This window comes from Mesorhizobium sp. Z1-4, assembly GCF_004000235.1.
Taxonomy (GTDB): domain Bacteria; phylum Pseudomonadota; class Alphaproteobacteria; order Rhizobiales; family Rhizobiaceae; genus RCIO01.
Genome location: NZ_RCIO01000002.1, coordinates 280192 through 306487, shown reverse-complemented (window position 1 = coordinate 306487; position 26296 = coordinate 280192). Strand labels below are relative to the sequence as shown.

The 26296-nt window shown below is 62.5% G+C and carries 23 protein-coding genes, 1 tRNA gene and 1 pseudogene; 7 read left to right on the top strand and 18 right to left on the bottom strand.

What is annotated here, in order from left to right; all coding sequences use genetic code 11:
• Window positions 1-37: 37 nt before the first annotated feature.
• The gene (locus EP165_RS08505; RefSeq protein ID WP_127521448.1) at window positions 38-1312 is read right to left on the bottom strand and encodes an aspartate kinase; all 1275 of its coding nucleotides are present in this window, start codon (window positions 1310-1312) and stop codon (window positions 38-40) included.
• 220 nt (window positions 1313-1532) lie between these two features.
• Between EP165_RS08505 and ubiG the strand changes: the two genes are divergently transcribed.
• Entirely contained in the window at window positions 1533-2291 is a 759-nt protein-coding gene (gene ubiG, locus EP165_RS08500) for a bifunctional 2-polyprenyl-6-hydroxyphenol methylase/3-demethylubiquinol 3-O-methyltransferase UbiG (RefSeq protein WP_127521447.1), read from the top strand.
• Window positions 2292-2297: 6 nt separating this feature from the next.
• Here ubiG and EP165_RS08495 read toward each other — a convergent pair whose 3' ends face one another.
• The 4 genes and pseudogenes from EP165_RS08495 to EP165_RS08480 all read right to left on the bottom strand — a co-directional run bounded on the left by EP165_RS08495 (window position 2298) and on the right by EP165_RS08480 (window position 4654).
• Window positions 2298-2723 (bottom strand): DUF1178 family protein, encoded by a 426-nt coding sequence (locus EP165_RS08495; protein WP_127521445.1) that lies wholly within the window; start codon window positions 2721-2723, stop codon window positions 2298-2300.
• On the bottom strand, window positions 2720-3583 hold the full coding sequence (locus tag EP165_RS08490; RefSeq protein ID WP_127521443.1) for a carbon-nitrogen hydrolase family protein: 864 nt from the start codon (window positions 3581-3583) through the stop codon (window positions 2720-2722). Before EP165_RS08490 ends, EP165_RS08495 begins: the two co-directional genes overlap by 4 nt.
• Window positions 3583-3861, bottom strand: a complete 279-nt coding sequence (gene grxC, locus EP165_RS08485; protein ID WP_127521441.1) for a glutaredoxin 3 — start codon at window positions 3859-3861, stop codon at window positions 3583-3585. Before grxC ends, EP165_RS08490 begins: the two co-directional genes overlap by 1 nt.
• Window positions 3862-3878: 17 nt before the next feature.
• Window positions 3879-4654, bottom strand: a pseudogene (locus tag EP165_RS08480) (ComF family protein).
• Window positions 4655-4735: 81 nt separating this feature from the next.
• Between EP165_RS08480 and EP165_RS08475 the strand changes: the two are divergent.
• A complete protein-coding gene (locus EP165_RS08475; RefSeq protein WP_127521439.1) occupies window positions 4736-5608 on the top strand; it encodes a methyltransferase domain-containing protein in 873 nt (290 codons plus the stop codon).
• 3 nt (window positions 5609-5611) lie between these two features.
• Here EP165_RS08475 and EP165_RS08470 read toward each other — a convergent pair whose 3' ends face one another.
• The 6 genes from EP165_RS08470 to EP165_RS08445 form a co-directional block, all read right to left on the bottom strand.
• Entirely contained in the window at window positions 5612-5779 is a 168-nt protein-coding gene (locus EP165_RS08470) for a Flp family type IVb pilin (RefSeq protein WP_127521437.1), read from the bottom strand.
• A gap of 80 nt (window positions 5780-5859) precedes the next feature.
• Window positions 5860-6237: a hypothetical protein gene (locus EP165_RS08465; protein WP_245440083.1), complete on the bottom strand. Its 378-nt coding sequence runs from the start codon at window positions 6235-6237 to the stop codon at window positions 5860-5862.
• Window positions 6238-6296: 59 nt separating this feature from the next.
• Complete coding sequence (locus EP165_RS08460) at window positions 6297-6713, bottom strand: (deoxy)nucleoside triphosphate pyrophosphohydrolase (RefSeq protein ID WP_127521433.1); 417 nt, start codon at window positions 6711-6713, stop codon at window positions 6297-6299.
• Complete coding sequence (locus tag EP165_RS08455) at window positions 6710-7489, bottom strand: GNAT family N-acetyltransferase (RefSeq protein ID WP_127521431.1); 780 nt, start codon at window positions 7487-7489, stop codon at window positions 6710-6712. The genes EP165_RS08460 and EP165_RS08455 overlap by 4 nt, the downstream gene beginning before the upstream one ends.
• Before the next feature lie 8 nt (window positions 7490-7497).
• Entirely contained in the window at window positions 7498-8739 is a 1242-nt protein-coding gene (argJ, locus tag EP165_RS08450) for a bifunctional glutamate N-acetyltransferase/amino-acid acetyltransferase ArgJ (protein ID WP_127521429.1), read from the bottom strand.
• A 19-nt stretch (window positions 8740-8758) separates the two neighbouring features.
• Window positions 8759-9613 carry a peptidylprolyl isomerase gene (locus EP165_RS08445; protein WP_127521427.1) on the bottom strand — a complete coding sequence of 285 codons (855 nt, stop codon included), beginning with the start codon at window positions 9611-9613 and terminating at the stop codon, window positions 8759-8761.
• A 229-nt stretch (window positions 9614-9842) separates the two neighbouring features.
• On the opposite strand from EP165_RS08445, the gene secA reads away from it, so the two are divergent.
• Window positions 9843-12572 (top strand): preprotein translocase subunit SecA, encoded by a 2730-nt coding sequence (gene secA / locus EP165_RS08440; RefSeq protein ID WP_127521425.1) that lies wholly within the window; start codon window positions 9843-9845, stop codon window positions 12570-12572.
• Between the two features lie 12 nt (window positions 12573-12584).
• Here the strand turns inward: secA and EP165_RS08435 are convergent, their stop codons facing one another.
• Both EP165_RS08435 and EP165_RS08430 read right to left on the bottom strand, forming a co-directional pair.
• Window positions 12585-13805, bottom strand: a complete 1221-nt coding sequence (locus EP165_RS08435) for a cation:proton antiporter (RefSeq protein ID WP_206075886.1) — start codon at window positions 13803-13805, stop codon at window positions 12585-12587.
• Between the two features lie 183 nt (window positions 13806-13988).
• Window positions 13989-14294 (bottom strand): hypothetical protein, encoded by a 306-nt coding sequence (locus EP165_RS08430; protein ID WP_127521423.1) that lies wholly within the window; start codon window positions 14292-14294, stop codon window positions 13989-13991.
• 117 nt (window positions 14295-14411) lie between these two features.
• Here EP165_RS08430 and EP165_RS08425 point away from each other — a divergent pair, with 117 nt between their 5' ends.
• The gene (locus EP165_RS08425) at window positions 14412-15818 is read left to right on the top strand and encodes a lipopolysaccharide biosynthesis protein (protein WP_164742986.1); all 1407 of its coding nucleotides are present in this window, start codon (window positions 14412-14414) and stop codon (window positions 15816-15818) included.
• Window positions 15818-17098: a GNAT family N-acetyltransferase gene (locus EP165_RS08420; protein WP_127521421.1), complete on the top strand. Its 1281-nt coding sequence runs from the start codon at window positions 15818-15820 to the stop codon at window positions 17096-17098. Before EP165_RS08425 ends, EP165_RS08420 begins: the two co-directional genes overlap by 1 nt.
• A 25-nt stretch (window positions 17099-17123) precedes the next feature.
• Here the strand turns inward: EP165_RS08420 and EP165_RS08415 are convergent, their stop codons facing one another.
• The 4 genes from EP165_RS08415 to EP165_RS08400 form a co-directional block, all read right to left on the bottom strand.
• Window positions 17124-21221, bottom strand: a complete 4098-nt coding sequence (locus EP165_RS08415) for a PAS-domain containing protein (protein WP_127521419.1) — start codon at window positions 21219-21221, stop codon at window positions 17124-17126.
• Window positions 21218-21724, bottom strand: a complete 507-nt coding sequence (locus EP165_RS08410) for a PAS domain-containing protein (RefSeq protein WP_164742985.1) — start codon at window positions 21722-21724, stop codon at window positions 21218-21220. Before EP165_RS08410 ends, EP165_RS08415 begins: the two co-directional genes overlap by 4 nt.
• Before the next feature lie 167 nt (window positions 21725-21891).
• Window positions 21892-21967, bottom strand: a tRNA-Glu gene (locus tag EP165_RS08405).
• An 87-nt stretch (window positions 21968-22054) separates the two neighbouring features.
• Window positions 22055-22438, bottom strand: a complete 384-nt coding sequence (locus EP165_RS08400; RefSeq protein ID WP_127521415.1) for a fimbrial protein — start codon at window positions 22436-22438, stop codon at window positions 22055-22057.
• Window positions 22439-22465: 27 nt separating this feature from the next.
• On the opposite strand from EP165_RS08400, the gene EP165_RS08395 reads away from it, so the two are divergent.
• Both EP165_RS08395 and rpoH read left to right on the top strand, forming a co-directional pair.
• Window positions 22466-23497 (top strand): RluA family pseudouridine synthase, encoded by a 1032-nt coding sequence (locus tag EP165_RS08395; RefSeq protein WP_127521413.1) that lies wholly within the window; start codon window positions 22466-22468, stop codon window positions 23495-23497.
• A 178-nt stretch (window positions 23498-23675) separates the two neighbouring features.
• Window positions 23676-24578: an RNA polymerase sigma factor RpoH gene (rpoH, locus tag EP165_RS08390; protein ID WP_127521411.1), complete on the top strand. Its 903-nt coding sequence runs from the start codon at window positions 23676-23678 to the stop codon at window positions 24576-24578.
• A gap of 63 nt (window positions 24579-24641) precedes the next feature.
• Here rpoH and EP165_RS08385 read toward each other — a convergent pair whose 3' ends face one another.
• The gene (locus tag EP165_RS08385) at window positions 24642-26258 is read right to left on the bottom strand and encodes a hypothetical protein (protein WP_245440082.1); all 1617 of its coding nucleotides are present in this window, start codon (window positions 26256-26258) and stop codon (window positions 24642-24644) included.
• Window positions 26259-26296 lie beyond the last annotated feature (38 nt).

Sequence of the window (26296 nt, the reverse complement as noted above, 5' to 3'; positions counted from 1 at the left end):
CCCATTTCCGGGGCGCGGCGATTCCCGTTAGCTGAATCTATTGCTTATCCAGACCGTAGACGGAATGCAAAGCGCGCACCGCGAGCTCCGCATAGGCGCCGTCGATCAGGATCGAGATCTTGATTTCAGAGGTGGTGATGGCGCGGATATTGATGCCGCGCTCCGATAACGCGTTGAAGGCCGTCGCGGCCACACCGGCATGGCTGCGCATACCGATGCCGATCACCGACACTTTCACCATTCCGGTTTCGTGCTGGATGACGTCGAACCCCAGTTCCTCGCGGTTCTCCTCGAGCACGGCGAGCGCCTTGACCACGTCGCCAGACGGCACCGTAAAGGTCATGTCGGTGCGCGAACCGTCCTCGGAAATGTTCTGGACGATCATGTCGACATTGATGCCGGCCTCGGCAAGCGGTCCGAAAATGCCCGCCGCGACACCCGGCCTGTCCGCAACGCGCCGCAGCGATATCTGGGCTTCGTCCTTGGCGTAGGCGATACCGGTGACGACTTGCTGTTCCACGATTTCATCCTCGTCGCAAATAAGCGTTCCCGGCGGGTTGTCGGGGTCGCCCATGCCCGGCGCGTCCGGGTCGTCAAAAGAGGAACGCACGAAAGTGCGCACCTTGTGAACCATTGCCAGCTCGACCGAGCGCACCTGCAGCACCTTGGCGCCGAGCGATGCCATCTCGAGCATTTCCTCGAACGAAATTTTCGACAGACGCCGCGCCTTGGGTTCGATACGAGGGTCGGTCGTATAGACGCCATCGACATCCGTATAGATATCGCAACGGTCTGCCTTAACCGCGGCGGCAACGGCAACGGCGCTGGTGTCGGAGCCGCCACGGCCGAGTGTGGCGATCCTGTTGTCAGGTCCGATTCCCTGAAACCCGGTCACCACGGCCACCTGGCCGCGCGCGATACGCTCTATCAGCGTCGTTGCGTCGATATCAACGATACGGGCCGCACCGTGCGCGTTGTCGGTCTTGATCGGTATCTGCCAGCCCTGCCAGGATCGCGCATCGACACCCATCGACTGAAGCGCAATTGCCAGGAGCCCGGCCGACACCTGTTCGCCCGAAGCCACGATCGCATCGTATTCGCGCGCGTCATAGAATGGCAGATTGCCGCCGCTGACCTTGGGCATCTGCTGTGCCCAGCCGACCAGTTCATTTGTTTTGCCGGACATCGCCGAGACCACGACGGCGACTTCGTTGCCGGCGTCCACCTCGCGTTTGACGTGGCGCGCGACATTGCGGATTCGGTCCAGATCGGCGACCGACGTTCCGCCGAATTTCATCACGATGCGCGCCATCGTTAACAGATGCCTTCAAGCCGGGGCCGGAGAAACCGGACGATATACCTATGCCGGAACGCCACTGAACGGCCGGCCTTGCATGCGCCGTATGCCGGCGCGCGGTTTCCATATCCAATGCCCACGCCCAGCGCAAGCAAACTGCGCCCGCGCTGCGTCCTTGCCGAGGCTTGACTTTTCGCCGGGCCGCCACGACTTGTTGCGCGTTGAGGAGGCCCCAATGGCACAGGCAAAGCGAACCACGGTCGACAATGCCGAAATCGAGCGCTTCTCCGCGCTTGCCGCCGAATGGTGGAACCCTAACGGCAAATTCCGCCCGCTGCACAAATTCAATCCGACCCGGCTGGCCTATATCCGCGACAAGGCGGCGGAGCATTTCGGCCGCGACCCGCGGGCCGTCAAACCGCTCGAAGGCCTGCGTATTCTCGACATCGGCTGTGGCGGCGGACTTCTGTGCGAACCCATGGCGCGGCTTGGCGCCGAGGTGGTGGGCGCCGACGCCTCGGAAACGAACATCGAGGTGGCGAAGCTTCATGCGGCGGAATCCGGCGTGAAGATCGACTACCGCGCCGAAACCGCCGAAAAACTCGCCGACGACGGCGAAAAGTTCGACATCATTCTCAACATGGAAGTGGTCGAGCACGTCGCGGACGTGGATTTCTTCATTGCCCGCTGCGGTGCGATGCTGAAACCGGGCGGCATCATGTTCGTCGCCACCATCAACCGCACCCTCAAAGCCTTGGGGCTGGCCATATTCGGCGCCGAATACGTGCTGCGCTGGCTTCCCCGCGGAACGCATCAATTCGACAAGCTTGTGCGTCCCGACGAACTGGAACGCGCGCTCGGCAGCGCCGGCCTCACCATCACCGACCGCACGGGCGTAACCTACAATCCGATCGCGGACCGCTGGGCGCGCTCCCGCGATATGGACGTGAATTACATGGTCCTGGCCGAAAAGCTGGCCGCCAACGAAACCTAGCTTCGGCTAGTTCGTATCGTCAGGGATGTTCGGCAGCGGCATGATCCCAACGCCGTCGTCCAGCAGTTCCTTCACCTCTGTTGGTGACGCCTCGCCGTAGATGCCGCGCGCGTCCGTTTCGCCGAAATGGATCTTGCGTGCCTCCTCGGGAAACTTGTCGCCGACATAGTCGGCATTCTGCTTCACCTTGTCGGTAAGCTCCTTCAGCTTGCCCATAAGCTGCTTCTGTTCGGCATTCATGCCCAGCGCCACCTTCTCGCGCTTGCGTGCCGTCTGCACGGAAGGCGCCATCAGCGCCTTTTCGACCTTCGCGGAATTGCAGACGGGGCAAGTCACGAGCCCGCGCTTTTTCTGCTTGTCGAAATCCGCATTGTCGCGAAACCAGCCGTCGAAATCATGCTCGCGATCGCAGCACAGCGAAAAGCGGATCATGATGCGCGCCGCTCTGCCGCGCCCGATGCAGCCACAGTCCTGACCTCGAACGGCCGCGCATTGGCAAGGTTCGGCACCTTGGCCCGCGCCGCGGCCGACGCCAATACGTCAATGTCGGCTACCACCACTGCGGGCTCGTCATGATCGGCTTCGGCGACGATTGCACCCCAGGGGTCGACAATCATCGAGTGGCCAAAAGTCTCGCGGCCGTCTTCATGTTTTCCGCCCTGGGCGGCTGCCACGAGAAATGCACCGTTTTCGATTGCCCGCGCACGCAACAGCACGTGCCAGTGCGCTTCGCCCGTCTGCCGGGTGAATGCCGCCGGCAGCGTCAGCACTTGTGCTCCCGCAAGCGCCTGCGCCCTGAACAGCTGCGGGAACCGCAGATCGTAGCAAACCGACAGGCCGAGCCGCGCAGCACCGATACCTGCAACCACGGTCTCGCGTCCGGGCTCATAGGTCGCGGATTCGCGCCAGCTCTCGCCATTGTCGAGATCGACGTCAAACATATGCACCTTGTCGTAGGTGGTAATCAGCGATCCGTCGGGGGCGAAGAGAAATGCGCGGTTGGCAACCTTGCCGTCTTCACGTGCGATCGCGGTCGAGCCGACGTGAAGATGAATTCCGAGTTCGGCGGCCAGCTCCGATGCTTTGCCGACGACAATATCCTTCTGCGCCGAGGTGATTTGATCTTTCAGCGCTTCGCGGTCGCGGACCAGTGCGCCGGTCATTTCGGGAGACTGTACATAGCGGGCACCCTGGCCCGCTGCCTCTCGCACCAGTTTCTCAAAATCGGCCGCGTTGCGCGCGATTTCAGTCGTCGAGCGCATCTGCAGCGCCGCAACCCGCAACACACTCATCAGGCCGCACCTTGCCGGTCAACGCCTTCCAGCATCGGGTCAAGCCGCCCGGCATGCTCCAGCGCATGGAGTTCGTCAGACCCGCCGACATGGAGATCGCCGATGAAAATCTGCGGAAATGTCGAGCGCCCGTTGGCTCTCTGGATCATCTCGCGCCGCAATTCCTGCGAGAAGCTCGCATCGTGCTCGGTGTATTTCACGCCCTTGCGTTCCAGCAGCCTCTTGGCTGCGGCGCAATAACCGCACATCATGCGGGTATAGATCGTAACTTCGGTCATCATGCACTCCAGACGCCCTATATAGTGTCTGCGTCTTCGGGCAGGAAGTCCCCCGGCAGCGCCATCGCAAATGTGAGAACGTCGACCTCGCGCGCACCCGCCCGCTTCAGCACACGTGTCACTGCCGACACTGTCGCCCCGGTCGTGAACACGTCATCGACGAGCAGAACGCGCTGTCCAGCGAGTTCCGGCTTGGCGGCACCCGGCACGCCGAATGCGCCGCGCATGTTGGCCGCGCGTTCATTGGCGGCAAGCCCTACCTGCTGGCGCGTTGGCCTGATGCGTTTGATCACCGCCGGTTCGAAGCGCAGACCCGCCAGCCGCGCGACATGGCGCGCCAGCTCTGCCGACTGGTTGAACCGGCGCGAAAAGAACCGCCTGGCGTGCAGCGGGACCGGCACAACGAGATTGGCATCCCCGGTGAGCTCTGAACCTGCCCTGATCATCCAGCGCGCCATCCATGGCGCGAGATCTGTACGGTCTCGGTATTTCAGGTTCTGCACCAGCTCGCGCGCGATGCCGGAATAGGCCACGGCAGCCCGCGCCCGCGCAAATGGCGGAGGTTCGGCAATCGCCGCAGGCGACACAGCGCCTTCCCCACTTCGAAGGCGAATGGCGTGCCCAGAACGCTGCAATAGGGCGGTTCGATGAACCGGACCTCCGGCCAGCACGAGGCGCACAATGTGCCTGGCTCGCGCACATGCCGCCGGCAGCCGGGACAGACCGGCGGAAACAGCACCCGCGCGAGGCTTGCGGCGGCAGATACGCTATGGGTCTTGATATCTGCAATCATATCGGCGACCAGAACCGCGGCGAAAGTGGAACGCGCCGGCACGCTACGGCGTTTCGTGCAGTTCTCAAAGCGCAGGATGGAATGGACCGGATTTTCGACAGCGATCTGATCACGCGGCGCCGGCTGCGGGCTTTCCGCGCAGCGACAACTGGCGCTGATTTCCTGCTGGCGCACCACGTTGCCGATCTCTCGATACGGCTTGCTTCGGTCGAACGCCGCTTTCAATGCGCGGTCACGCTGCATGCTTTGTCGGCGGCCCCGGCGGCGGCACTCGCGGCCTCGGGCAAAGTCGAAAGCGTGTTGCGAATCGAGCCGGACGCGGCATTCCTTGCCGGCGCCCCGGGCCTCGTTTCGCCTGTCGAAGCCCTGCCACTGGCACCCGAAAGCGTCGACCTCGCCATTTCCATGCTGTCATTGCACGAAACCAACGACACGCCCGGCCTTCTGGCTCAGATCAGAAAGGCGCTCAGACCCGACGGGCTTTTCCTCGCTGCTTTGCCGGGACAGGACACGCTGACAGAGCTGCGGGCCGCACTCCTCGCAGCGGAAACTGAACTGACGGGAGGGGCCAGTCCACGCGTTGCGCCTTTCATGGATGTACGCGCGGCCGGCGGACTACTGCAACGCGCGGGTTTCGCGCTTCCGGTTGCCGATACCGAAACCCTCACCATTCGATATGACACGATGTTCGATTTGATGCGCGATCTGCGCGCTATGGGCGCAACCAGCGCGCTGGCGGACCGCAGCCGCAAGCCTGCATCGCGGCAGCTTTTTCTGCGGGCCGCGCAAATCTATGCCGAGCGCTATTCCGACCCGGATGGCCGTATCAGGGCAACTTTTTCGACCGTGTGGATGTCAGGCTGGGCGCCGCACCAGTCGCAGCAAAAGCCGCTTAGACCCGGCAGTGCAAAAGCTTCGCTGGCCGAAGCTCTGGAAAAACTCAAGCCGAGCTAGCAGCTAGTTCAACGACTGCTGCAGCCTGCTGGTGTTGTTTGCGAACAGATATTCGATCGAATTGGTGGCCGTCGCGACACCGGCGACGATCGCCAGTGACAGCACGGTGACGATTAGCCCGTACTCGATTGCGGTGGCACCATTCCGGTCATGGAAAAAGCGCTTGATCATGCGGGCACCCCTGTTTACCCGCGGAACCATAATCCCGCAGGCCGTTACGAATGGTTAACGCGTTGGAGCCTGGCACCACTTCAGCAATCGCCGGTGCGCGCACCGTTCTGTTTGATAATGCAGACTGAGTTCGGGCTTGATTGAAGCACGCTGCGGCGGATCGTGTAGCTGCCGCCGCTGCTGCCACCAGAAGGGCCGATAGAACCGGTGGACATCGTGTCGAGGCCCATCGGCGCGCGCGCCATAAGAGACTCGGCCTGCCTCTGCGCAAAGGGAGTAACGAACAGTGCCAGTGCGATTGCCGCGGCGCCGAACAGAAGCGCAAACCGCAGAGAGCCCGCAACGCCAAGAAAGTCCTGGGGTTCGTCTTCTTTGGGTCGGGTGTTCCCGTTCTGCTCAGGCCACATGAAACCGGCTCCTTGCCCACGCGCCCCGGTGCCAATCGCCGAAACGGACAAGTTGTACTATTTCATTGCCGCGTGAAGGATCCGTTAATCATGATTGACTTGGAATTGCTTCAAAGCAGATCGATCAGATGTGCGATCAGCGGCTCATCGGCCGGCGGCATGGGATAGTCGCGCAGCTTCTGCGGCCGCACCCATTTGAGCGCCTGATGTTCCACCGCAACCGGCGTTCCCCAGAACCTGCGGCACACGAAAAGCGGCATCAGCAGATGGAAATCCTCATAGGTGTGGCTGGCAAAGGTCAGCGGCGCCAGGCAGGCGACCTTGGTCTCGATCTCGAGCTCTTCCCGGAGCTCGCGCACGATCGCCTCTTCCGGCGTTTCGCCGGCTTCCAGCTTGCCCCCGGGAAACTCCCACAATCCGGCCAGCGACTTGCCTTGCGGCCGTTGCGCTATCAGCACCCGCGAGTCGGCATCGACCAGCGCGCAGGCAACAACGATAAGCAGTTTGCGGGGCCCCTGCCCGCTCACTTTCCGTCCTCCTGCGGGCGGCGGTAGTGATAGCGGTACGCTTCACTGAACCCGAGCGAACGGTAAAGCGCAATTGCGGCTTCATTGTCGGCTTCGACCTGGAGCCAGGCAATACGTGCGCCGCGCGTGCGCGCCCATTTCATGGCCGAAAGAACGATGCGACGGCCATGGCCATTGCCGCGCGCCGCCTCATGCGTTGCAACCTCGAAAAGGCCGGCCAGTTCGCCGTCATGAACGCAAAGCGCGCTGGCCACCGCCTTGTCTTCGGCATCGATGGCAAAAAGCCCCGCCTCCGGTTCGATAGAACCGACGAGCTCGGTCAGTCCCGGCCGCACCGAGGCGTCATGTTGATGCGTACGGATCGTCGCGCTGATGTAGCGGCCAAGGTCTTTGAGGGGAATGAGCGGCATGACGTCGTCAAGCGGTGCCGCTCTCAGCGGCATCATCATCACGAGTGACTCCGAGAACCGTTCCCAATCGTCCGCATCAAGCCGCTTTGTCAGCTGTTCGCCCGCCAGCGGCGACATCCGGAACACCAGCGGCCGCCCATAAGCCTCGAAGCGCCGCGCCGCCCGTTCTATACGACCGTCCAGATCGCGGACATCGCCCGGATCAAGCGGATTGACGGAATTGAGCCGCTTGGCCGGATGCCCGGCCGTGAGCCGGATGATCCATGTATGATCGTAGTGCACGGAGGCAGCCGGCCAGGCCCTGAAGCCTGCGGCTTCGAAGCGCCTCGCCACGCCGAGCGGCGATGTGTTCAGCAGCTCGCTCATGATCGTCCTTAGGAGCGGTAGTCGCCATTGATGGCGACATATTCTTTGGTGAGATCGCACGTCCAGACGGTTGCCTTGCCGCGGCCGAGACCGATATCGACCCCGATGCTGATCTCGTCGCCCCGCATATAGTCCGACGCCGCTGCCTCCGAATAACCGGGGTCGCGTTCGCCGTGGTGGGCGACGCGCAGCTTGCCGAAGCTGATGCTCAAAAGATCGCGGTCGGCAGGCTCCCCGGCCTTGCCGACAGCCATGACCACACGCCCCCAGTTCGCATCCTCGCCCGCCACCGCCGTTTTCACCAGCGGCGAGTTGGCGATCGCCATCGCGATCTTCTTCGCCGAACGAGAGGATTTTGCGCCGCTGACATTGACCTCGATCAGCTTGCGCGCGCCTTCGCCGTCGCGCGCAATCTGCACGGCCAGCGATTTCATCAGCCGATTGAGTGCGCGCTCGAAGCCAGCCAGCCGCGGATCGCCGGCATCGGTGATTTCGGGCGCGCCATGCGCCCTCGCAGCACCGGTCGCGAACATCATCAGCGTATCGCTTGTGGAGGTGTCGCCGTCGACGGTGACGGAATTGAACGTTTTGCCCACGCCCTTGGAAAGCAATGCCTGCAACACAGGCGCGGCAATCGGCGCGTCGGTCGCGACGAATGCCAGCATGGTCGCCATATCCGGCGCGATCATGCCGGCGCCCTTGGCGATGCCGTTGATGGTGACATCCGCGTCGCCCAGCCTGGCAACGGCAGACGCATATTTCGGAAACGTATCCGTCGTCATGATGGCCTTGCCGGCACCCGCCCATCCATCGGGCTCGGCGTCCTTGGCAAGTTTTGCAAGCAGATGCGTGAACCGCCCGGCGTCCAGCGGCTCGCCGATCACGCCGGTGGAGGCTAGGAAGACGTCACGCTCGCTGCCGCCGACGGCTCGGGCCGCCGCCTCTGCGGTCATGCGTGTCGTCTCGCGCCCGCGCTTTCCGGTGAAGGCGTTGGCATTGCCGGAGTTGACCACCAGGATACGCGCTGTACCGCCCGGCAGGTTTTCGCGGCAGAAATCGACTGCCGCCGATGGGCATTTCGAGCGCGTGAAAACACCCGCCGCTGAAGTTCCGGCGTCGAACACCATGACCATAAGGTCGGTGCGCCCGCTGTATTTGATCCCGGCTTCGGCGGTCGCAATACGCACTCCGGCGATCGCTGGCATTTTCGGGTGCTTTTTCGGAGCGAGCGGCGAAATGCTTGTCGACATGGCTGCCTTCCCGCTGTCGCTACTGGCCGTCGACGGCCTCTACGGCCGCCTTGAGCGCAGGGTCGGAGATTTCAACCTCGGCAGCCTTTCTGAGATCGGCGATCTCGGCGAAATATTTCTCGCGCAGCAGCAGCGACCGTATCTGCCGCTCCACCTGCTCGAATGCCGGCGGCTGCTGCGGCCGCTTGTCGGTCAGTTTGATGACGTGAAATCCGAACTGCGACTTTACCGGCTCCTGTGAATGTCCTCCGACATCCAGGGCAAATGCCGCGCTCTCGAACTCAGGCACCATGCGGCCGGGGCCGAAAAAGCCCAGATCGCCGCCACTCTGCGCCGAGCCGTCGCTGGAATGCTCTTTCGCCAGTTCGCCGAAATCGGCACCTTCGCCAAGCTGGCGAATGATGTCGCGCGCTTCTTCTTCGGTCTCTACCAGAATGTGCGATGCACGAACCTCGTTGGTCACGGGCGCCGACGCGATTTCGGTGTCGTACCGCGCACGCACGGCCTCGTCGGTCACTGCGTTCGCAACACGGTCCTTCACGAATTCGCTGTGCAGGGCCCGGTCACGCAAAAAGTTCATGCGCCGCTGAAACTCGGGATTGTCGGCAACACCGGCCTGCTCCGCGGCCGCTGCCGCCAGCTTGATCTCGATAATCGCCGACACCGCCGCGGCGCGCCGCTGGTCCTGCGGCAGCTGCTCGAACTGCGGGTCGAGATCGCTCTCGGCGAGCACCACGTCGGCCTCGGTGATGGTGTGGCCGTTTACGGTCGCGATGACTGTCGTGTCCTGCGCCCTCACTGCTCCGGTTACTGAAATTGCGGCGGCACCGGCGAGGATGACGGCGGCGGCTGCCCGACCAATTAGGTGATGCATTCGGACTTCTCCGGTTGGTTGTGAAGGGCACATTTCAGCCGAAATCTGGCTCTTTTGTGCAGGCCGCAACCGCCTTGTGGCGGCGTTGACATCGATAGTGCCCCCTCTTATCTGTCCTTCGACTCCGCGTCCACTTCCGTTTTTTCCGGAAGTCCGTTCACATCCGGGGCGTCCGCGCGAGCAGACGAGATTGCCGCCGGCCCTGCGACTTTGCTTTGAAAGGACCATAATGGTCAGTTTTGGTGCCCTGGCCCGCAAGGTATTCGGCTCTTCGAACGACCGGCGGCTGAAGGCGATGCGCCCGCGTATCGAGGCCATCAACGCCATGGAAAACGAGCTTGAGGCTCTGAGCGACGCCGAACTGGCTGCGCGCACGGTCAAGTTCCGCGAGGACCTCGCCAATGGCGCCAAGCTCGAAGACCTTCTGGTGCCCGCATTTGCGACGGTCCGCGAAGCTTCGCGCCGGGCGCTCGGCATGCGGCCCTTCGACGTGCAGCTCATCGGCGGCATGGTTCTGCATGAGGGGTCGATCTCCGAGATGAAGACCGGCGAAGGCAAGACCCTCGTCGCTACGCTGCCGGTCTACCTCAACGCGCTCGAGGGCAAGGGCGTGCACGTCGTCACCGTGAACGATTACCTCGCCACCCGCGATGCGGAATGGATGGGCAGGCTTTACAAATTCCTCGGCCTCTCCGTCGGCGTCATCGTGCATGGCATGAATGACGACCAGCGCCGCGAGGCCTATGCCTGCGACGTCACCTACGCCACCAACAACGAGCTCGGCTTCGATTATCTGCGCGACAACATGAAATATGAGCGCGGCCAGATGGTGCAGCGCGGTCACAATTTCGCGATTGTCGACGAGGTGGACTCCATCCTGATCGACGAGGCGCGCACGCCGCTCATCATCTCCGGTCCGCTCGACGACAAGTCGGACATGTACAACGCCGTCGACGCACTCATCCCCAATCTGGTCGAGAGCGACTACGAGATCGACGAAAAGCAGCGTACGGCCACCTTCACCGAGGAAGGCACCGAGAAGATGGAGAATCTTCTGCGCGAAGCCGGCCTCATGAAGGGGGAGTCCCTCTACGACATCGAAAATGTCGCCATCGTCCACCACGCCAACAATGCATTGCGCGCCCACCGGCTGTTCCAGAAGGACAAAGACTATATCGTGCGCAATGGCGAGATCGTCATCATCGACGAATTCACCGGCCGCATGATGCCGGGCCGCCGCTATTCGGAAGGCCTGCACCAGGCACTGGAAGCCAAGGAACATGTCGCCATTCAGCCGGAAAACCAGACGCTGGCCTCGGTGACGTTCCAGAACTATTTCCGCATGTATTCCAAGCTCGCGGGCATGACCGGCACGGCGGCGACGGAGGCTGAAGAGTTCGGCAATATCTACGGCCTCGACGTGGCCGAGATCCCCACCAACCTGCCGATTAGCCGTGCCGACGAAGACGACGAGGTCTACCGGACGACGGAAGAGAAATACAAGGCGATCGTCGACGAGATCCGCGCCGCCAGCTCCAAAGGCCAGCCTATGCTCGTCGGCACCACGTCGATCGAGAAATCGGAGTATCTGGCCGAGCGGCTGCGCGCCGAAGGCATCACCAGCTTCCAGGTTCTCAACGCCCGCCACCACGAACAAGAAGCTCTGATCGTTGCCCAGGCCGGTGTGCCCGGCGCCGTTACCATCGCCACCAACATGGCCGGCCGCGGCACCGACATTCAGCTCGGCGGCAACGCGGATATGCGCATCGCCAACGAACTTGGCGACATGGAAGACGGGCCGGAGCGCAAGAAAAAGGAAGAGGCCATCCGCGCCGACATCAAGGCGCTGAAGGAGAAGGCGCTGGCTGCCGGCGGCCTCTACGTGCTCGCAACCGAGCGCCATGAGTCGCGCCGCATCGACAACCAGTTGCGCGGCCGTTCGGGCCGTCAGGGCGATCCCGGCCGCTCGAAGTTCTACCTGTCCCTGCAGGACGACCTGATGCGCATATTCGGGTCGGAGCGCATGGATGGCATGCTGCAGAAGCTCGGCCTTCAGGAAGGCGAGGCGATCATCCACCCCTGGATCAACAAGGCGCTTGAAAAGGCGCAGAAGAAGGTGGAAGCGCGCAACTTCGACATCCGCAAGAACCTGCTCAAATACGATGACGTGATGAACGACCAGCGCAAGGTGGTCTTCGAGCAGCGTCTCGAACTGATGGACGGCGAATCGCTTACCGAAACCGTCGCCGAGATGCGCCAGGACGTCATCGACGACATGGTGGCGCGCAGTATCCCCGAGAAGGCCTATGCCGAGCAGTGGGATACCGAGAAACTCAAGGAAGATGTCCGCACCCACCTCAATCTCGACTTGCCTGTCGAGGAATGGGCCAAGGAAGAGGGCATCGACGAGGAGCACATCCGCGAGCGCCTGACCGAGGCTGCCGACAAGGCCGCCGCCGAGCGCGCCGAACGTTTCGGCCCCGACATCATGACCTATGTCGAAAAGACGGTGCTGTTGCAGACACTCGACCATCTGTGGCGCGAGCACCTCGTCAATCTCGACCATCTTCGCTCGGTCATCGGCTTCCGCGGCTACGCGCAGCGCGACCCGCTTAACGAATACAAATCCGAGGCGTTCGAACTGTTCCAGGCCATGCTGGCCAATCTGCGCCAGGCGGTCACTGCACAGCTGATGCGTGTCGAACTGGTGCGCGAGGCAGCCGATGCGCCGCCGCCGCAGGCGCCCGACGGCGAAGGCGTCCATGTCGACGCCACGACGGGCGAGAACGACTTCGGCGAGGGAGACGGTGACACGATGACCCTTGCTCCGCCGCGCCAGGTCGCCGCCGAAGACCGCAACCCCGACGATCCGTCGACATGGGGCAAGGTTGGCCGCAACGAAGCCTGCCCTTGCGGCTCAGGCAAGAAGTACAAGCACTGCCATGGCGCGTTCGCCTAGGCAGCGCGTTCGTCACACTGCTTTTTCGCGCTTTCCGATACGCCGCGCCAGCGGCGTAGCGGTCATGCCGTGAGCCAGTATCGACAGGCACACCGTCATCGACACGCAGGCGAGAAACTCTTCCTGATACGGGATGTCGTAAACGTCGATCATGATCAGCGTGAAGAGGATCGAGGCCAGACCGCGCGGACCGAACCACCCCAGAAACAGCTTCTCCCGCACCGGCAACCCGGTGCCTGCCAGCGACACGAAAATCGGCAGCATCCGCACAACGGTGAGAAACAGCACCGCGATCAGCACCGTCGGAATGGAGGCGTGCGCTAGGCCGCGCGGCATCAGTATCGCCCCGAATATCAGGAACGCCGACATGGTGAGCAGCTGTCCCGCCCCTTCCATGAATTCGCCGATGAAACGGATATCGTGGCGGTAGCTGTTGCCGAACACCATGCCGGCCACGAAGGCGGCAATGAAGCCGTTGCCGCCGATCAGTTCGGAACCGAAATAGGCCACGAAGGCCGCCGACAGAAACACCACGCCGCCGGCGGATTCTGCCATCAGATTCCGGTTCTCGGCAGCGTCCATCAGTTTTGCCGTTGCCCATCCCACCGCGGCGCCGGCAAGCGGCCCCAGAACCACTTGCAATACCGCGGTGACAGCCAGACCCTCGGTTGCCCCGCTGGCCGCGCCCACTGAGGCGGTTATGGCACCGAAAAGCACGAATGGCAGCGCCAGTCCGTCATTCAGTCCGCTTTCGACATTGATCGTTTCGCTGAGATGTTTCGGCACTTCGGGGCTTGCCACCACCGGCTGCCCGAGCGCAGCGTCGGTTGGCGTCAGTACTGCCGCGGTAAGCAGCGCCATGGCGACCCCCGCGCCGGGATTGAGCGCGAAAACGACGGCCGTACCGAGCGCCACCGACATGGGCATGCCCAGCACCAGCATGCGCAGCGGCAGCTTGTAATCCGTGCGCAGATGTTCAAGCCGCACGTGGCTGGCATCGGAAAACAGAACCAGCACAAGCGTGATTTCGGCGACGAACCGCACCCCGTCATCCAACAGTTCGTCCGGTATGGTCGCACTGATTGGGCCGGACATGGCGAAGCCGATCGCGGCAAATACCATGGGCAGGGTGACGATTGTCCGCGCGATTGCCCGGGTGAGCAGCGAATAGGCGATGAACGCCGCCAGCACGATCAGCAGAATGACTTCCGGGTCGGTCCAGCCGTGTTCCAAATGCCTCGAGACCTCCGGCCGTTGCGGCGTGGAAGCGTCAGCCTAGTCGCCGCGCTCTGCCAGTTCGATGGGATTACGCAAAGCGCCGACACCGAGACTGTCCATGTGCTTGCGCCCGCAGCACCTTTGCCCGCTCGTCATCGCCGATCGCCGCACAGCCTCTCACGGCATACGCGCATTGCCCTAGATCCCCGCACCATCTTCCAGAACCTCGTCGCCTTCATGCGGTGCGGGAAAGCCGCGCCCGCCCGCCCCGCCATGGTTCGGAAGCGGCATCCAGCATTTCAGCTCCGGCTCGGCATAGGAGATGACACAGCCGGGGCTGGAGTCTGCCGCACGCCAGCCTTCGGCGCCAAACCGGTCGGCGCGCGCCCAATAGGCCATGTCCACCTCGGCGGGCCCCTGCTCCACGGAACGCACGGTCACCAGAATCCGGCTCCCGTCGCGCGGCGCCTTCGACATCGGTCTCCAGGTCTCTGTTACGGTCATCTGGTGCGCCTCCCCGAATTGTCTGTTTCCAAAAGGCCCGGCACCGCGACCGAACTGTTTCTTAAAGAGTTTTCGCCATAATGGCGCCGGAAATTCCGGAGGATCGGAGAGTAGCGCGTGCGGTTTTCCGCGGCAATGACGGCTGAGCGGCTTCTGCCAAAGTGGCTGGCACATCGTGCCGAGCCCGTTGTCTCACGCATAGACGGTCTGATCTCGGGCGACTCCGGCGCTGCCGGCCGCGTTTCGCTGATCGCATTTATGGTTCGAATCGCCAATGCCGTTATCGCCTTCGCGAGCCAGGTGCTGCTGGCCCGCTGGATGGGCGCATTCGAATACGGCATTTTCGTTCTTGTCTGGGTCACGATGGTGATCATCGGCAACCTGTCATGCCTCGGCTTCCACACCACGGTCATCCGGTTTGTCCCGCAGTACCGCGAGGCCGGCAAACTCGCCGAGCTGCGCGGCATTCTGCTGACCAGCAGGCTCTTCGTGCTGTTGGCCTCGTCTGCAATCGCGGCTGCCGGAGCTGCCGGACTCTGGCTGTTCGCCGGCAGTATCGAAAGCTATTACGTCGTGCCGTTCTATCTCGGCATCGTCTGCCTGCCCATGATCGCACTCTCCGACGTGTTGCAGGGCATCGCGCGTGCCAACGCCTGGGCAGGTGCCGCACTCGCGCCGACCTACCTCATCCGCCCCATACTGATCCTTCTGTTCATGGCCGGCGCGATGATCGCCGGCTACGCGCCCAACGCGACAACCGCGATCCTGGCAGCAATCACGGCAACCTACGCCACCACGATCTACCAGCTGATCAACGTCACGACACGCATCGACCGCAGGATCGAAGAAGGGCCGCGCACCGTTTCGTTGCGTTTCTGGATTTCGGTGTCGTTGCCGATCTTCCTCGTCGAGAGCTTCTTCTTCCTGCTTACCAATGCCGATGTACTGATGGTCGGCGCCTACATGACACCGCACGACGTCGCGATCTACTACGCCACGGTCAAGACGCTGGCGATCGCTCATTTCGTCTACTTCGCCGTCAAGGCCGGCGTCGCGCAGCGCTATGCGCATCTGGCGCAGGAGAACGTGCCTGGCCGCCTCGGCGAATTTGCCCGCGTAACGGTCAACTGGACCTTCTTCCCGACGCTCCTGCTCGCCGTCGTGATCCTGATCGTCGGCAAACCCATGCTGATCCTCTTCGGACCCGGCTTCGATGCCGGTTATCCGTTGCTGTTCCTGCTTGTGCTGGGTGTGGTCGCGCGCGCTGCGGTCGGCCCGGCCGAAAGCCTTCTCACAATGACGGGGCACCAGAACATCTGCGCCATGGCCTATGCCGCCACGCTCGCATTGAACGTCGGCCTCAACGTGCTTCTCATTCCTGATTACGGGCTTTGGGGCGCCGCGATCGCGACAACGATCGCAATGACTTTCGAAGCGGCAACGCTTTCTTTCATCGTTTGGTACAGGCTGGGCATTGTCATGGCCGTATTTTTGCCGGCCGCAGGCGCGCGGGAGACACGATAATGGCTGCCGTACCGATGCTCGAGGAAACCAGCGCCGGGCCGTCTGGAGCGATGCTCACCAATCTGGCCGGCGTGCCCAGCCTCAGCCCCGACCCCGCGCATCTGGAAAGCCTGGGCGGCCCAAGGTCGAACCGGCGGCTGGCCATATACCCGGCGTCGGCGGGTTTTGACCTGGTCGAAGAGCTTGAGCACCTGTGCGCCCGGTCCATCGAGCCGAACGTCTTTTTCAATCCGCGCTTTCTGGCGCCCGCGATGCCGCGTCTCGAGGACCGGGAGGTCCGCCTGGCCGTGATCCGCGACGGCGACGAGGAAAAGAGCCGGTTGCGCCTGCTGGTGCCGCTGTCGGTCGAAAAGGCCCCGATGCCGCTCGGCGTGCCGATAATGCGCACCTGGTCGAACCCGTTCGGTCCGCTCGGAACGCCGCTCGTCGACCGCGACGATCCGGTTGGCGTGATCGAAGACTTTTTCACCATGCTCGGCCGCAAGCACCTCCAGCTGCCGCGCGTGTTTGTTATGCCGGAAGTCCGGCTCGACGGACCATTTGCCACTATCCTGCGTGGTTTTGCAGCCGATCGCGACCTTACCCTGGTCACCACCAATGAGGTCGATCGCCCGTTCCTGGAAAGCAGCCTTGAACCGGACGACTATCTGCATCAGGCCCTGCGTTCGCATCACCTGCGAGAATTCCGCCGCCTGCGGCGCCGGCTGCAGGAACACGGCCCCGTCGTATACAATGTTGCGCGCAGCGCCGACGACATTCGCCTCGGCGTCGAGACATTTCTCACGCTGGAGGCACGCGGCTGGAAGGGGCGGGAACGCACGGCAATGGCCGTCGACCGTTTCCGCGCCGCGTTTGCGCGCGAGGCGGTCTTCCGTCTGGCCGAGCGCGACCTGTGCCGCGTCCACACGCTGACACTCGCCGGCCAGCCGATCGCCTGCCTGATCGTCTTCATCGAAAACGGCGTCGCATACACTTGGAAAACCGCATATGACGAAGCCTATGCGGCCTATTCGCCGGGCACTCTTCTGATGCTTGACGTGACCCGCACCCATCTGGACGATCCGAATATCGTCGCTACGGATTCCTGCGCCGTTCCCGATCACCCGGTCATGAGCCGGCTGTGGATGGAACGCCGCAAGGTCGGCACGATGGTCATCGGCCTGACACCTGAGGCCGACAGGTCAACGCGCCAGGCGGCATCGCAGCTTCATATGTACCGTGAGACGCGCAACCTCGCACGCATCATTCGCGGCCGCATACGCAGCCTCCTCGGACGTTAGGAACGTCTCCGCACACAAGCAGCGGTCATCCGGTTTGGGTCGCCGAACCGGCTTCGTCGTAGAGCCAGACCTTCACCTTGTCGAGCAGTGCTTTCGGGCTGATCGGCTTCGACAGGTAGTCGTCCATGCCTGCCTCGATGCAGCGCTCCCGGTCGCCCTTCAGCGCATGCGCGGTCACGCCGATAATGGGCACGCGCGTACTCTCGCCGGCTTCCAGTTCGCGGATGGCGCTGGTGGCCTCGTGCCCGTTCATCTCCGGCATCGAGACATCCATCAGGATCATCCGCGGCCGATGCTTTTTGTAGGCTTCTACCGCCAGCCGGCCATTGCCGACGAGTTCGAACGCAAGGTCCGTCTCGCCGAGAATCTGCGAGAAGACCAGCTGATTGACTTCATTGTCTTCGGCAACCAGCACATCCAGTCCGCTGGAGGAGCCCCGCGCGGGCGGGCGGTTCTGCTCTGCGGCTGCCGCGTTTGCCTGCCGCTCGCCCTCCACCGGAACCTGTTCCGGCTCGGGCGCTGCCGGAGGCGCATCGGCACGCATTGTCTTGAACCCGGTAAGGTCATGATCGGCATGCGGCAGCGATCCCGCGCGGCGTTTCTGGATCGCCGCCACAACCGTTTCCAGCAGCTGCGAAGACCGCACCGGCTTAACCAGCTGCGTCACGATATTGGTATGCTTGATCGCAATGCCGCTCAGCGAATGATCCACGGAAGTCAGGATAATGATCGGAATATCCGCTAGTTCGGGTTTCTGTGTCATTGCACGCGCCATCTCGACACCGTTCATGCCCGGCATCTGGTAGTCGAGAATGATGCAATCGACCCCGACGTTGAAATCCGCCGCAGCCTTCAGAACCTTGAACCCTTCCACAGCGCCGCTCGCGGCGCAGGCATCGAAACCCCATGCCTCCATTTGCTCGCTGTAGATCGACCGGTTGATCTGATTGTCGTCGACAATCAGCACACGCGCGCCGCTGACATCCACCGGCACGACGCGCTCCGGCTCCAGCTGTTCTGCGCGCTCGAGTTCGATAGATATGCGGAAAGTCGAACCCCGACCTTCTTCGCTTTCGACGCTGATTTCGCCATCCATCAGGCCGAGCAGGCGCTGCGTGATTGCAAGACCAAGGCCCGTGCCTTCGTGCCGCCGCGTCGATGACGCGTCGACCTGGCTGAACTTGTCGAAGATCAGCGCCAGCTTCTCCCTGGGTATGCCGATGCCGGTGTCCGTGACGCTGATCTTCAGCCGGTTGCGACCATCACCCAGATCCTCGCCGTTCACATCCACCAGCACGTGCCCTGCCTCGGTGAACTTGACGGCGTTGCCGACCAGATTGGTGACGATCTGCCGTATCCGGCCGACATCGCCGACATAAGTGTCGTGCAATGCCGGCGCCACCCGAACGACCAGTTCCAGATCCTTTTCCTTTGCCCTGGTCGACATCAGCGTGGCGACATCCTCGATTGCCTCGGTCAGAGCGAAAGGCACCGGGTCGAGTACCAGCTGCCCGGCATCGATCTTTGAGAAGTCGAGAATGTCGTTGATGATCGTCAGCAGCGCGTTGCCCGACTTGGTGATGATATCCACGAAGGTACGCTGTTTGGAATCGAGGTCGGTCTTCGCCATCAGCTCGGCCATGCCGAGCACGCCGTTCATGGGCGTCCGGATCTCGTGGCTCATATTGGCCAGGAATTCGGATTTCGCGCGGTCCGCCAGTTCCGCTTTCTGCCGGGCTTCCTGAAGTTCGGATTCGCGGTTCTTGAGTTCGGTGATGTCGGTTGTCGATCCGATCAGGTAAAGCGACCCGTCATTCGCCGTCATCACGCTCTTGCGCGCGATCTGATGCCGCGCGGTGCCGTCGGGATTGGTCGCTGCCTCGGCAAATTCGATCGTTTCGCGATCCCGCAGCACTCTGCGGTCATCGTCCATGAACTGGTCGCCTTCGGGGCCGAACAATTCTCCGTCCGTATGCCCGATCGCTTCCTCTTCGCTGAGGCCGGTCATTTGCGACCAGACCTTGTTCACATACATCATCTTCAGGTCCGGCCATTTCGCATAGATGGCGACAGGTACGTTGTCGATGATGCTGCGATAGATTTCGTTCTCGTGCGTGCTTTTCTGGAGCGCGGCCTCGCGTTCCTTCTGTTCGGTAATATCGACACGGACGCCAATGAAGATCCCCTCAGGCGTCCGCATGTCGATGACCTTGTACCAGCGGCCGTTGGCGTAGCACCGCTCGTAAACTGCGTGCGGCAGTTCGTAGAGCGCTTCATAGCGCCTGATCCATTCCTCTGCGTCGCTTTCGTAGAGCGCATCGAGTTCGGCATCGCCCGATCTGCGCAGCCTGCCGGCGGTATGCGCAGCCCGCAGATAGTCGTGAAGGTACTGGCCGGGTTGAAGCGTCTGCTCGATTTCCGGCAGCAGGTCCCGCACCTGCCGGTTCGCCACCACAAGCCGGTTCTGGCGGTCGTAGATGAGAACGCCCGCGGGCAGCGATTCCACCACCATCTCAAGCTGGGCGCGGGCGATCTCGGCCTCGCGTTCGCGACGCTTAAGCTCGGTAACGTCGAAGATACGGCAGGCAACATAATCCTTCTCGCCCGGCAACCGGACGATGTTCTTGCGCACGATACGCGAAAGCTGCTCGCCGTTTTCTTCGTAATCTTCTTCCTTTTCGTACTGCTTGCCCGTTTGCAGCACGAGCCGTTCGCTGTCCTCGAATTCGGAAACTTCAACGTCGGTTACGTAATCGCCGCCCTTGCGGCCGATCATGTCGGCCGGTTCGGTATTGAACACGTTGGCGAACGCCTCGTTCACGAGCACGAAATCGAGATTGTGGTCCTTGACGAAGATCGGGTCGCTGACACTGTTGATCACGCCCTCGGCCAACCGCGCCATATGCACCGTGCGCGCGAGCTCCGCTTCGCGATCCTTCATTTCGGTGATGTCGTAGTAGCAAACAAGCCGCTTGCCGCCGGTCAGCGCGGCTACCGAATAAAGCAGCGTGCAACCGTCTGCCCGCTTGAGTTCGCGCGGTTCGATGTTGCCCGCGCTGATTTCGGCCAACCGGCTTTCGGCATAATCTTCCCAGCCTTCGTCGGGAACATCGTAGATGCCGCTGTGCCGGTTGATATCCATCAGCTTGCGGAAATGGTCGCCCACCTCGACAGCGCCAGGCTCGAGTTTCCAGATACCGTAGAACGCACGATTGATAAGTGCGGCCGTCAGGTCGGCGTTCAGCAGCACAACACCCATGCTCATCTGGCCGAGCGCCAGGTCGAAGTCGGTCAGCAATTGCTCGTTGCGGTCATTGGCCGTTGCCAGCGCCGTGGCGTGCCGTTTGTGCTCGGTGATGTCGGTTCTGATCCCGACCCGGTCGCCGTCCTCCGTCAGAGTGTCGCGCCTCGCCATCCAGCGATTGTCATGTGTCTGGAAGACGATCTCCTGCCCCAGCTCCTCCCTGCGCTTGGCGGCATTTTCCGCCACCCACTCCTCTTCGCGCCCGATCGCTTCATTGACCGCGCCGGAACGCGCGAACTCCAGGAACATCTCGTCGAACCGCCGGCCTTCCTTGAGGTTCGGAAGGAAGGAGAACTGGCGCCGGAACGCCTCGTTGCAGACAACAAGCCGGTCTTCGGCATCCCAGAGCACGAAGCCCGAATCCAGCGCATCGATTGCCGAGCGCAGCCGCTTCTGTGCCGCTTCGGCCTCGCGCTTCATCGCGGTCAGATCGCGTTCGTTTGCCTTGATATCGGTAATGTCCGTGCTGATGCAAAGCATGCCGCCGTCTTCCGCACGCAGGTTGCGGCGCAGGATCACGCGATCATTGCTGAGTTCCAGTATCGCTTCCGATGTAGCCGACCGCTGGTGTTCGCTTATCGCCGCCGCGGCCCAGCTGGCCGGCTTGCCTTCCTTGAACACGCCTCGTTCGAGGCCGCGATGAATGAACTCCTCGAACTTCGTTCCGGGTTTGATGATGTCGGCTAGTGCCGGATACATATCGACGAGCGCACGGTTGTAGAGCACCAGCCGGTCATCGCTGTCGTAGTAGCAGAAGGCATCCTGCATGGCGTCGAGGGCGGCCATCAGCTTGGCCGCGTGGTCCTCGCCGGCCTTCATGTCGTCGGCCAGCCTTGCCAGGCTGCTTTTGTGCGAAAGCTCTTCCGGGTTTCGACAAGCTCGTCGATGATCTCGAGAGGCCGGGAAACGTCGCGGCCGATGCCGCGATAGCCGATAAACCGCCCCTCGCTGTCGAAGCGCGGCACGCCGCTTACCGTCACCCAGCGTGTGTGCTCGCGCTCGCTGCGTACCTTGAATGTCAGGCCTCGAAACGGTTTGCGGGCCGCAAGTATTTCGCGGTGCTCTTCGGCGGTCTGGCTCGAGTGCAGCGTCTCGGCGATGAACTCAAGCCGCGAACGCCCGATCATCTTGTCCCGGTAGCCATGGGAATGAACATCGAAACTGTCGGAAAGCCAGCTATACCTGTGGTGCTCGTCGGTTTCCCAAAGCCAGTCGCAGGTCAATTCCGCGAGTTCTGCCGCCTCGCGCGGACTAAGCGAGCGTCCGAGCCATTCGACGGCCGGGCTAGTCGCCTCGCCGCCTTCTGCACCCCCGGATTTCACTTTTTTCACCCTCGAATTCAGCCGATTTACCCGCAATAAGCCCACCAGCCGGCCTAGAATCCTGAGTATGGTGTCCAAGGCTTAACGGATGACTAACTATAACGGGTAGAGTGCGCCGACGGGTGCTGTGCGCGTGGCATGGATGCCCGGGGGCAAAGCCGGAAAACTGGCACTCCCAAGGGGAATCGAACCCCTGTTTCCGCCGTGAGAGGGCGGCGTCCTGGACCGCTAGACGATGGGAGCCTGCGCAGACGGCGCGATATAGTCGTCTTGAACCGCGAATGCAACAGCTTGTGCGCAATGCGCAGCATCAGCCGCGCTCTGATGCTCTTAGCGCGGCGGTTCGATCGTCACCCTGCCGGACACCGCCCCCGTCGAAAGGTCGTAGATGACAAACTCGCGCCCGCCATCGGCGCTGGAAACCTCGATCGACAGAAGCGTTCCCGAAAGAGATTGCGAGACAATGCGCGACCCGTCCGGCACGGTAATCGTGCCCTGCTCCACAATTTTGGTCGAGGCAGCGCCGCCTTCGGTTTCTGCCGCTGTCTCGCCGCCGCGCGATCCCACCCGGTAGACAATGGCAACGGCCACAGCCATAAGCGCCAGGAACAGAATGCCGAGATTGATCGCAATGAAGCGCATAACCCTGCGCCGCACGCGCTCTACCGCCGGATCGAGCGGCTTCTCGTCTTCATCGTTGAAGCTTTGCGTCATGGTCGTTCCCGGCGCGGTTGGTGAGAAATGAGCGCCCCTGATAACGAAGCCGGAACCGCATTGGAAGAGATCGTTGCAGGCGACGACGCGGCCGGTGCACGTCTTGACCAGTGGCTGGCGACCGCACTTGAGGGCCTCTATTCCCGCTCGCGCCTTCAGGCTCTGATCCGCGACGGCCATGTGACGGTGGGGGGCGCGGCTGTGACCGAGCCGAAACGCAAGCTCCTGGTAGGCGACCGCGTCCGCCTGACGCCGCCCGAACCCGAACCCGCCGAGCCGCGGGGCGAAGCGATACCTCTGGCCGTTCTCTACGAGGATGACGACATTATCGTCATCGACAAGCCGGCCGGGCTGGTGGTCCATCCCGGCGCGGGAAATCCCGCCGGCACGCTGGTTAACGCTCTCATTCATCACTGCGGCGCGTCGCTTTCCGGCATTGGCGGTGTGCGGCGGCCGGGCATTGTCCATCGTCTCGACAAGGACACCAGCGGTGTCATGGTGGCGGCCAAGAACGACATTGCCCACCGCGCGCTTGCCGACGCATTCGCCGACCATGGCCGCTCCGGCGGCCTGGAACGCGCTTACAAGGCGCTGGTTTGGGGCATCCCGCTGCGCCCGGCCGGAACCATAGAAGCAGCCCTCGGCCGCGCCGGGTCAGATCGTACCCGCCGCGCGGTGGTCCCGCAGGGCAGGCCGGACGCACGCCATGCCGTGACCGCCTATTCGGTGCTGGAGCGCTACGATTTCGCCGAAGATGGAAAATCGGATGCCGCGCTGGTGGAGTGCCGCCTCGAAACCGGCCGAACACATCAGATTCGTGTCCACATGGCCCATATCGGCCATCCCCTGATCGGCGACCGCGACTATGGCGCTGCCTTTTTCACCAAGGCAAACCGCTTACCCGCTCCGCTGTGTGAAACTGTCTCGGCATTTCCGCGCCAGGCCCTGCATGCATGGCTGCTGGCCTTCGACCACCCGGTTACCGGCGAGCGAATGCGCTTCGAGACCCCGCTTCCGGCCGATTTTTCGGCTCTGATCAACGGTTTTCGCGCGCTCTGACGCCGTTTGGGGCGCTTTGTCAACAAATCGGCGTGATTGGCGGCTACCTGTCTTCCCGACTAGTGCAAAAACAGAATCGGTACCTATATGAGAAAAGGCGCAGTGCGCCGTTCATTGGCGGCTGCGTACTTGAAACCCGCCGTAACGGGGGTGGTACGAACAAAGAGGAGGGTGCTTTATGGCCCAGACTTTACCGAGCATCGTCTCGGGCGAAGGTGGTCTTAGCCGGTATCTCGAGGAGATCCGCCGGTTTCCGATGCTGCAGCCGCAGGAAGAGTATATGCTCGCCAAGCGGTATCACGAGCACGAGGACACGGACGCCGCCCACAAGCTTGTCACCAGCCATCTGCGCCTTGTCGCTAAAATAGCGATGGGCTACCGCGGATATGGCCTGCCAATCGGCGAGGTCATTTCCGAAGGCAATGTCGGGCTGATGCAGGCCGTCAAGAAATTCGAGCCGGAGCGCGGTTTCCGGCTGGCGACTTACGCCATGTGGTGGATCAAGGCATCGATCCAGGAGTACATCCTGCGCTCGTGGAGCCTGGTGAAGATGGGCACCACCGCGAACCAGAAACGTCTGTTCTTCAACCTGCGCAAGCTCAAGGGTCGCATCCAGGCGCTGGATGAAGGCGATCTGAAGCCCCACCAGGTGAAGGAGATCGCAACGCGGCTCAACGTCTCGGAAGCCGAGGTCGTCTCCATGAACCGCCGCTTGTCGGGCGACGCATCGCTGAACGCGCCAATCCGCGCTTCGGAAGGTGAGTCCGGCGAATGGCAGGATTGGCTGGTGGACGACCAGGAAAGCCAGGAAGACATGCTGGTCGAGCAGGACGAGCTTGAGAACCGCCGCGGCATGCTGGCCGGTGCTCTTGAAGTCCTCAACGAGCGCGAGCGGCGTATCTTCGAGGCTCGACGGCTATCCGAGGACCCGATTACGCTGGAAGAACTTTCCGGCGAGTTCGATATCAGCCGCGAGCGTGTCCGCCAGATCGAGGTTCGCGCTTTTGAAAAGGTCCAGGACGCGGTGAAGGCCGCCGCGCGCCAGCAGGCGCAGCAGGTTATAGACGCTCACCCGGCCTGATCGCCGCGACAAGCCAACGTGGATGAAAGCCGCGCACCCTTGGGTGCGCGGCTTTTTCGTTGCTTAGTTGTTGCCCGCAGCAGCCGACGATTGTTCGTCAGACTGTTCGGTTGCCGGGTTCTCGATGCTGTTCCAGGTCGAAAGCACATCGACAAATGCCCGGTCTCCGGGGAACCCGCGCTCCATCGTCACCAGCGCGCGCCGGCCCGACTTGTAGACGATGGGGATGTCTATCCAGCTCTGCTGGCGCATGAGCTGCAGATTGAGTTGTTTTTCTTCCGGCACGTTGGAGAGTGCAATCAGGAAATATCCGTCTGCGATCTTCGCCGGAATGCCGATCAGCGGGTTGCCGGCGGCAGCCTCGGTCGGCTTCATCGCAACCCGCAACACATTGTCGATCCCGCCGCCCTCGAAGCCTTCCGACGTCAGGAAGATCATCTCGATGATATGGCTGGCTGGCAGTGAAGCATCGGCATTGCGCCGCAATGTCATACGCATGCGGATGCCCTTGGAGGGAACCGTCACCTCGGCACGGATCGCCGGTTCGGCCGGCAGGTCGCCGCCGGGCGATTCCTGCACGATCGACCACACGGTCGCCCCTGCCTCGGCAGTGCTGTCGGCGCCCGTCGTCCGTTCTTCATAGAAGATGGCGCGCTGGCCGACTGGCAGCGTGGCATTGTTGGACGTTGCCGGCGCACTGGTTTCGCCGCCCGTTGCGGCTTCACCGCTTTGCTGGGTTGCCGCGGCAACCGAGGTGCCTTCGCCGATCGTCGCTTCGCCGCCGGCCGGCCCGGCATCCACCTCGCCGCCCTCTGCAGTCAGCCGCTGGGTGAATTTCGGCTTGTCCTCCTCGGCGACGGGGGTACCGCTTTCTTCGGCCGGCTCGGCCTCGTTCCCAGCCGCAACCTCCTCTGCTGGAGATTCGGTTTCGGGCTGCGCCTCTTCCGCGTCTTCCGTTGGCGCGAGTGCGACCTCATCGGCCGGCGAAATCATGGCGACAAATGCGTCGCGGTTGAGCCAGATACCGTATCCTGCCGCGACAAGCACGATCGCCGAGACAACAGCTGCGACAAGCCCGCCACTGATCCGGCGCCTGTCTTTGGCGGCAGCGCGCTTGTTCTGGGCTCCGGCGGCAACAGGAGATGGCGCTCCCGCAAGCACAGGATCGGGCTTTGCAACAGGTGTTACGGGCGTCAGCTTGTCATCTGCACCCTTGCTGGAGACGGTGCCGGGTGTCGCCTTTGCCGCGGCGAGTGTGGCCTCCGCCTCCTTGACGGCATCGGGGGCAGCCTTGCCTCCAGCGGCACCCATTTCCGGCTCGTGCGCCTCTGCCTTCAGGTCTGCCGCCTTGTCGCCTTTCGGCTCGGGCGCAACCTCGGGCTTTACGGGTTCCGGGACCGCCTCGCCGGACTTTGCCTTTGTGTCGGTGCCGGCGAAGATGGCGTCGAACTCGTCATCGGTTTCCACCGGCGCGGCAAAACTTGCCTCGACCGCCGAAATCGCATCCTCGAGCGCCTTTTTCTGGCGGTCGATTACGATCTTGGAAGGCTGCGGCTGCATAGCCGCAAGTTTGCCGGCAATCGTGTCCCGCGCTTTCTGGTAAACGCGTTCGCGTGCTTCCGGCGTATTGTTGCTCAGTCCACCGATGGTCTTTTTCAGTACGGCTACGAAATCGGCCATTCTGCAATTCACCTGTTCTTCGTCTGGCCGCGCATCGG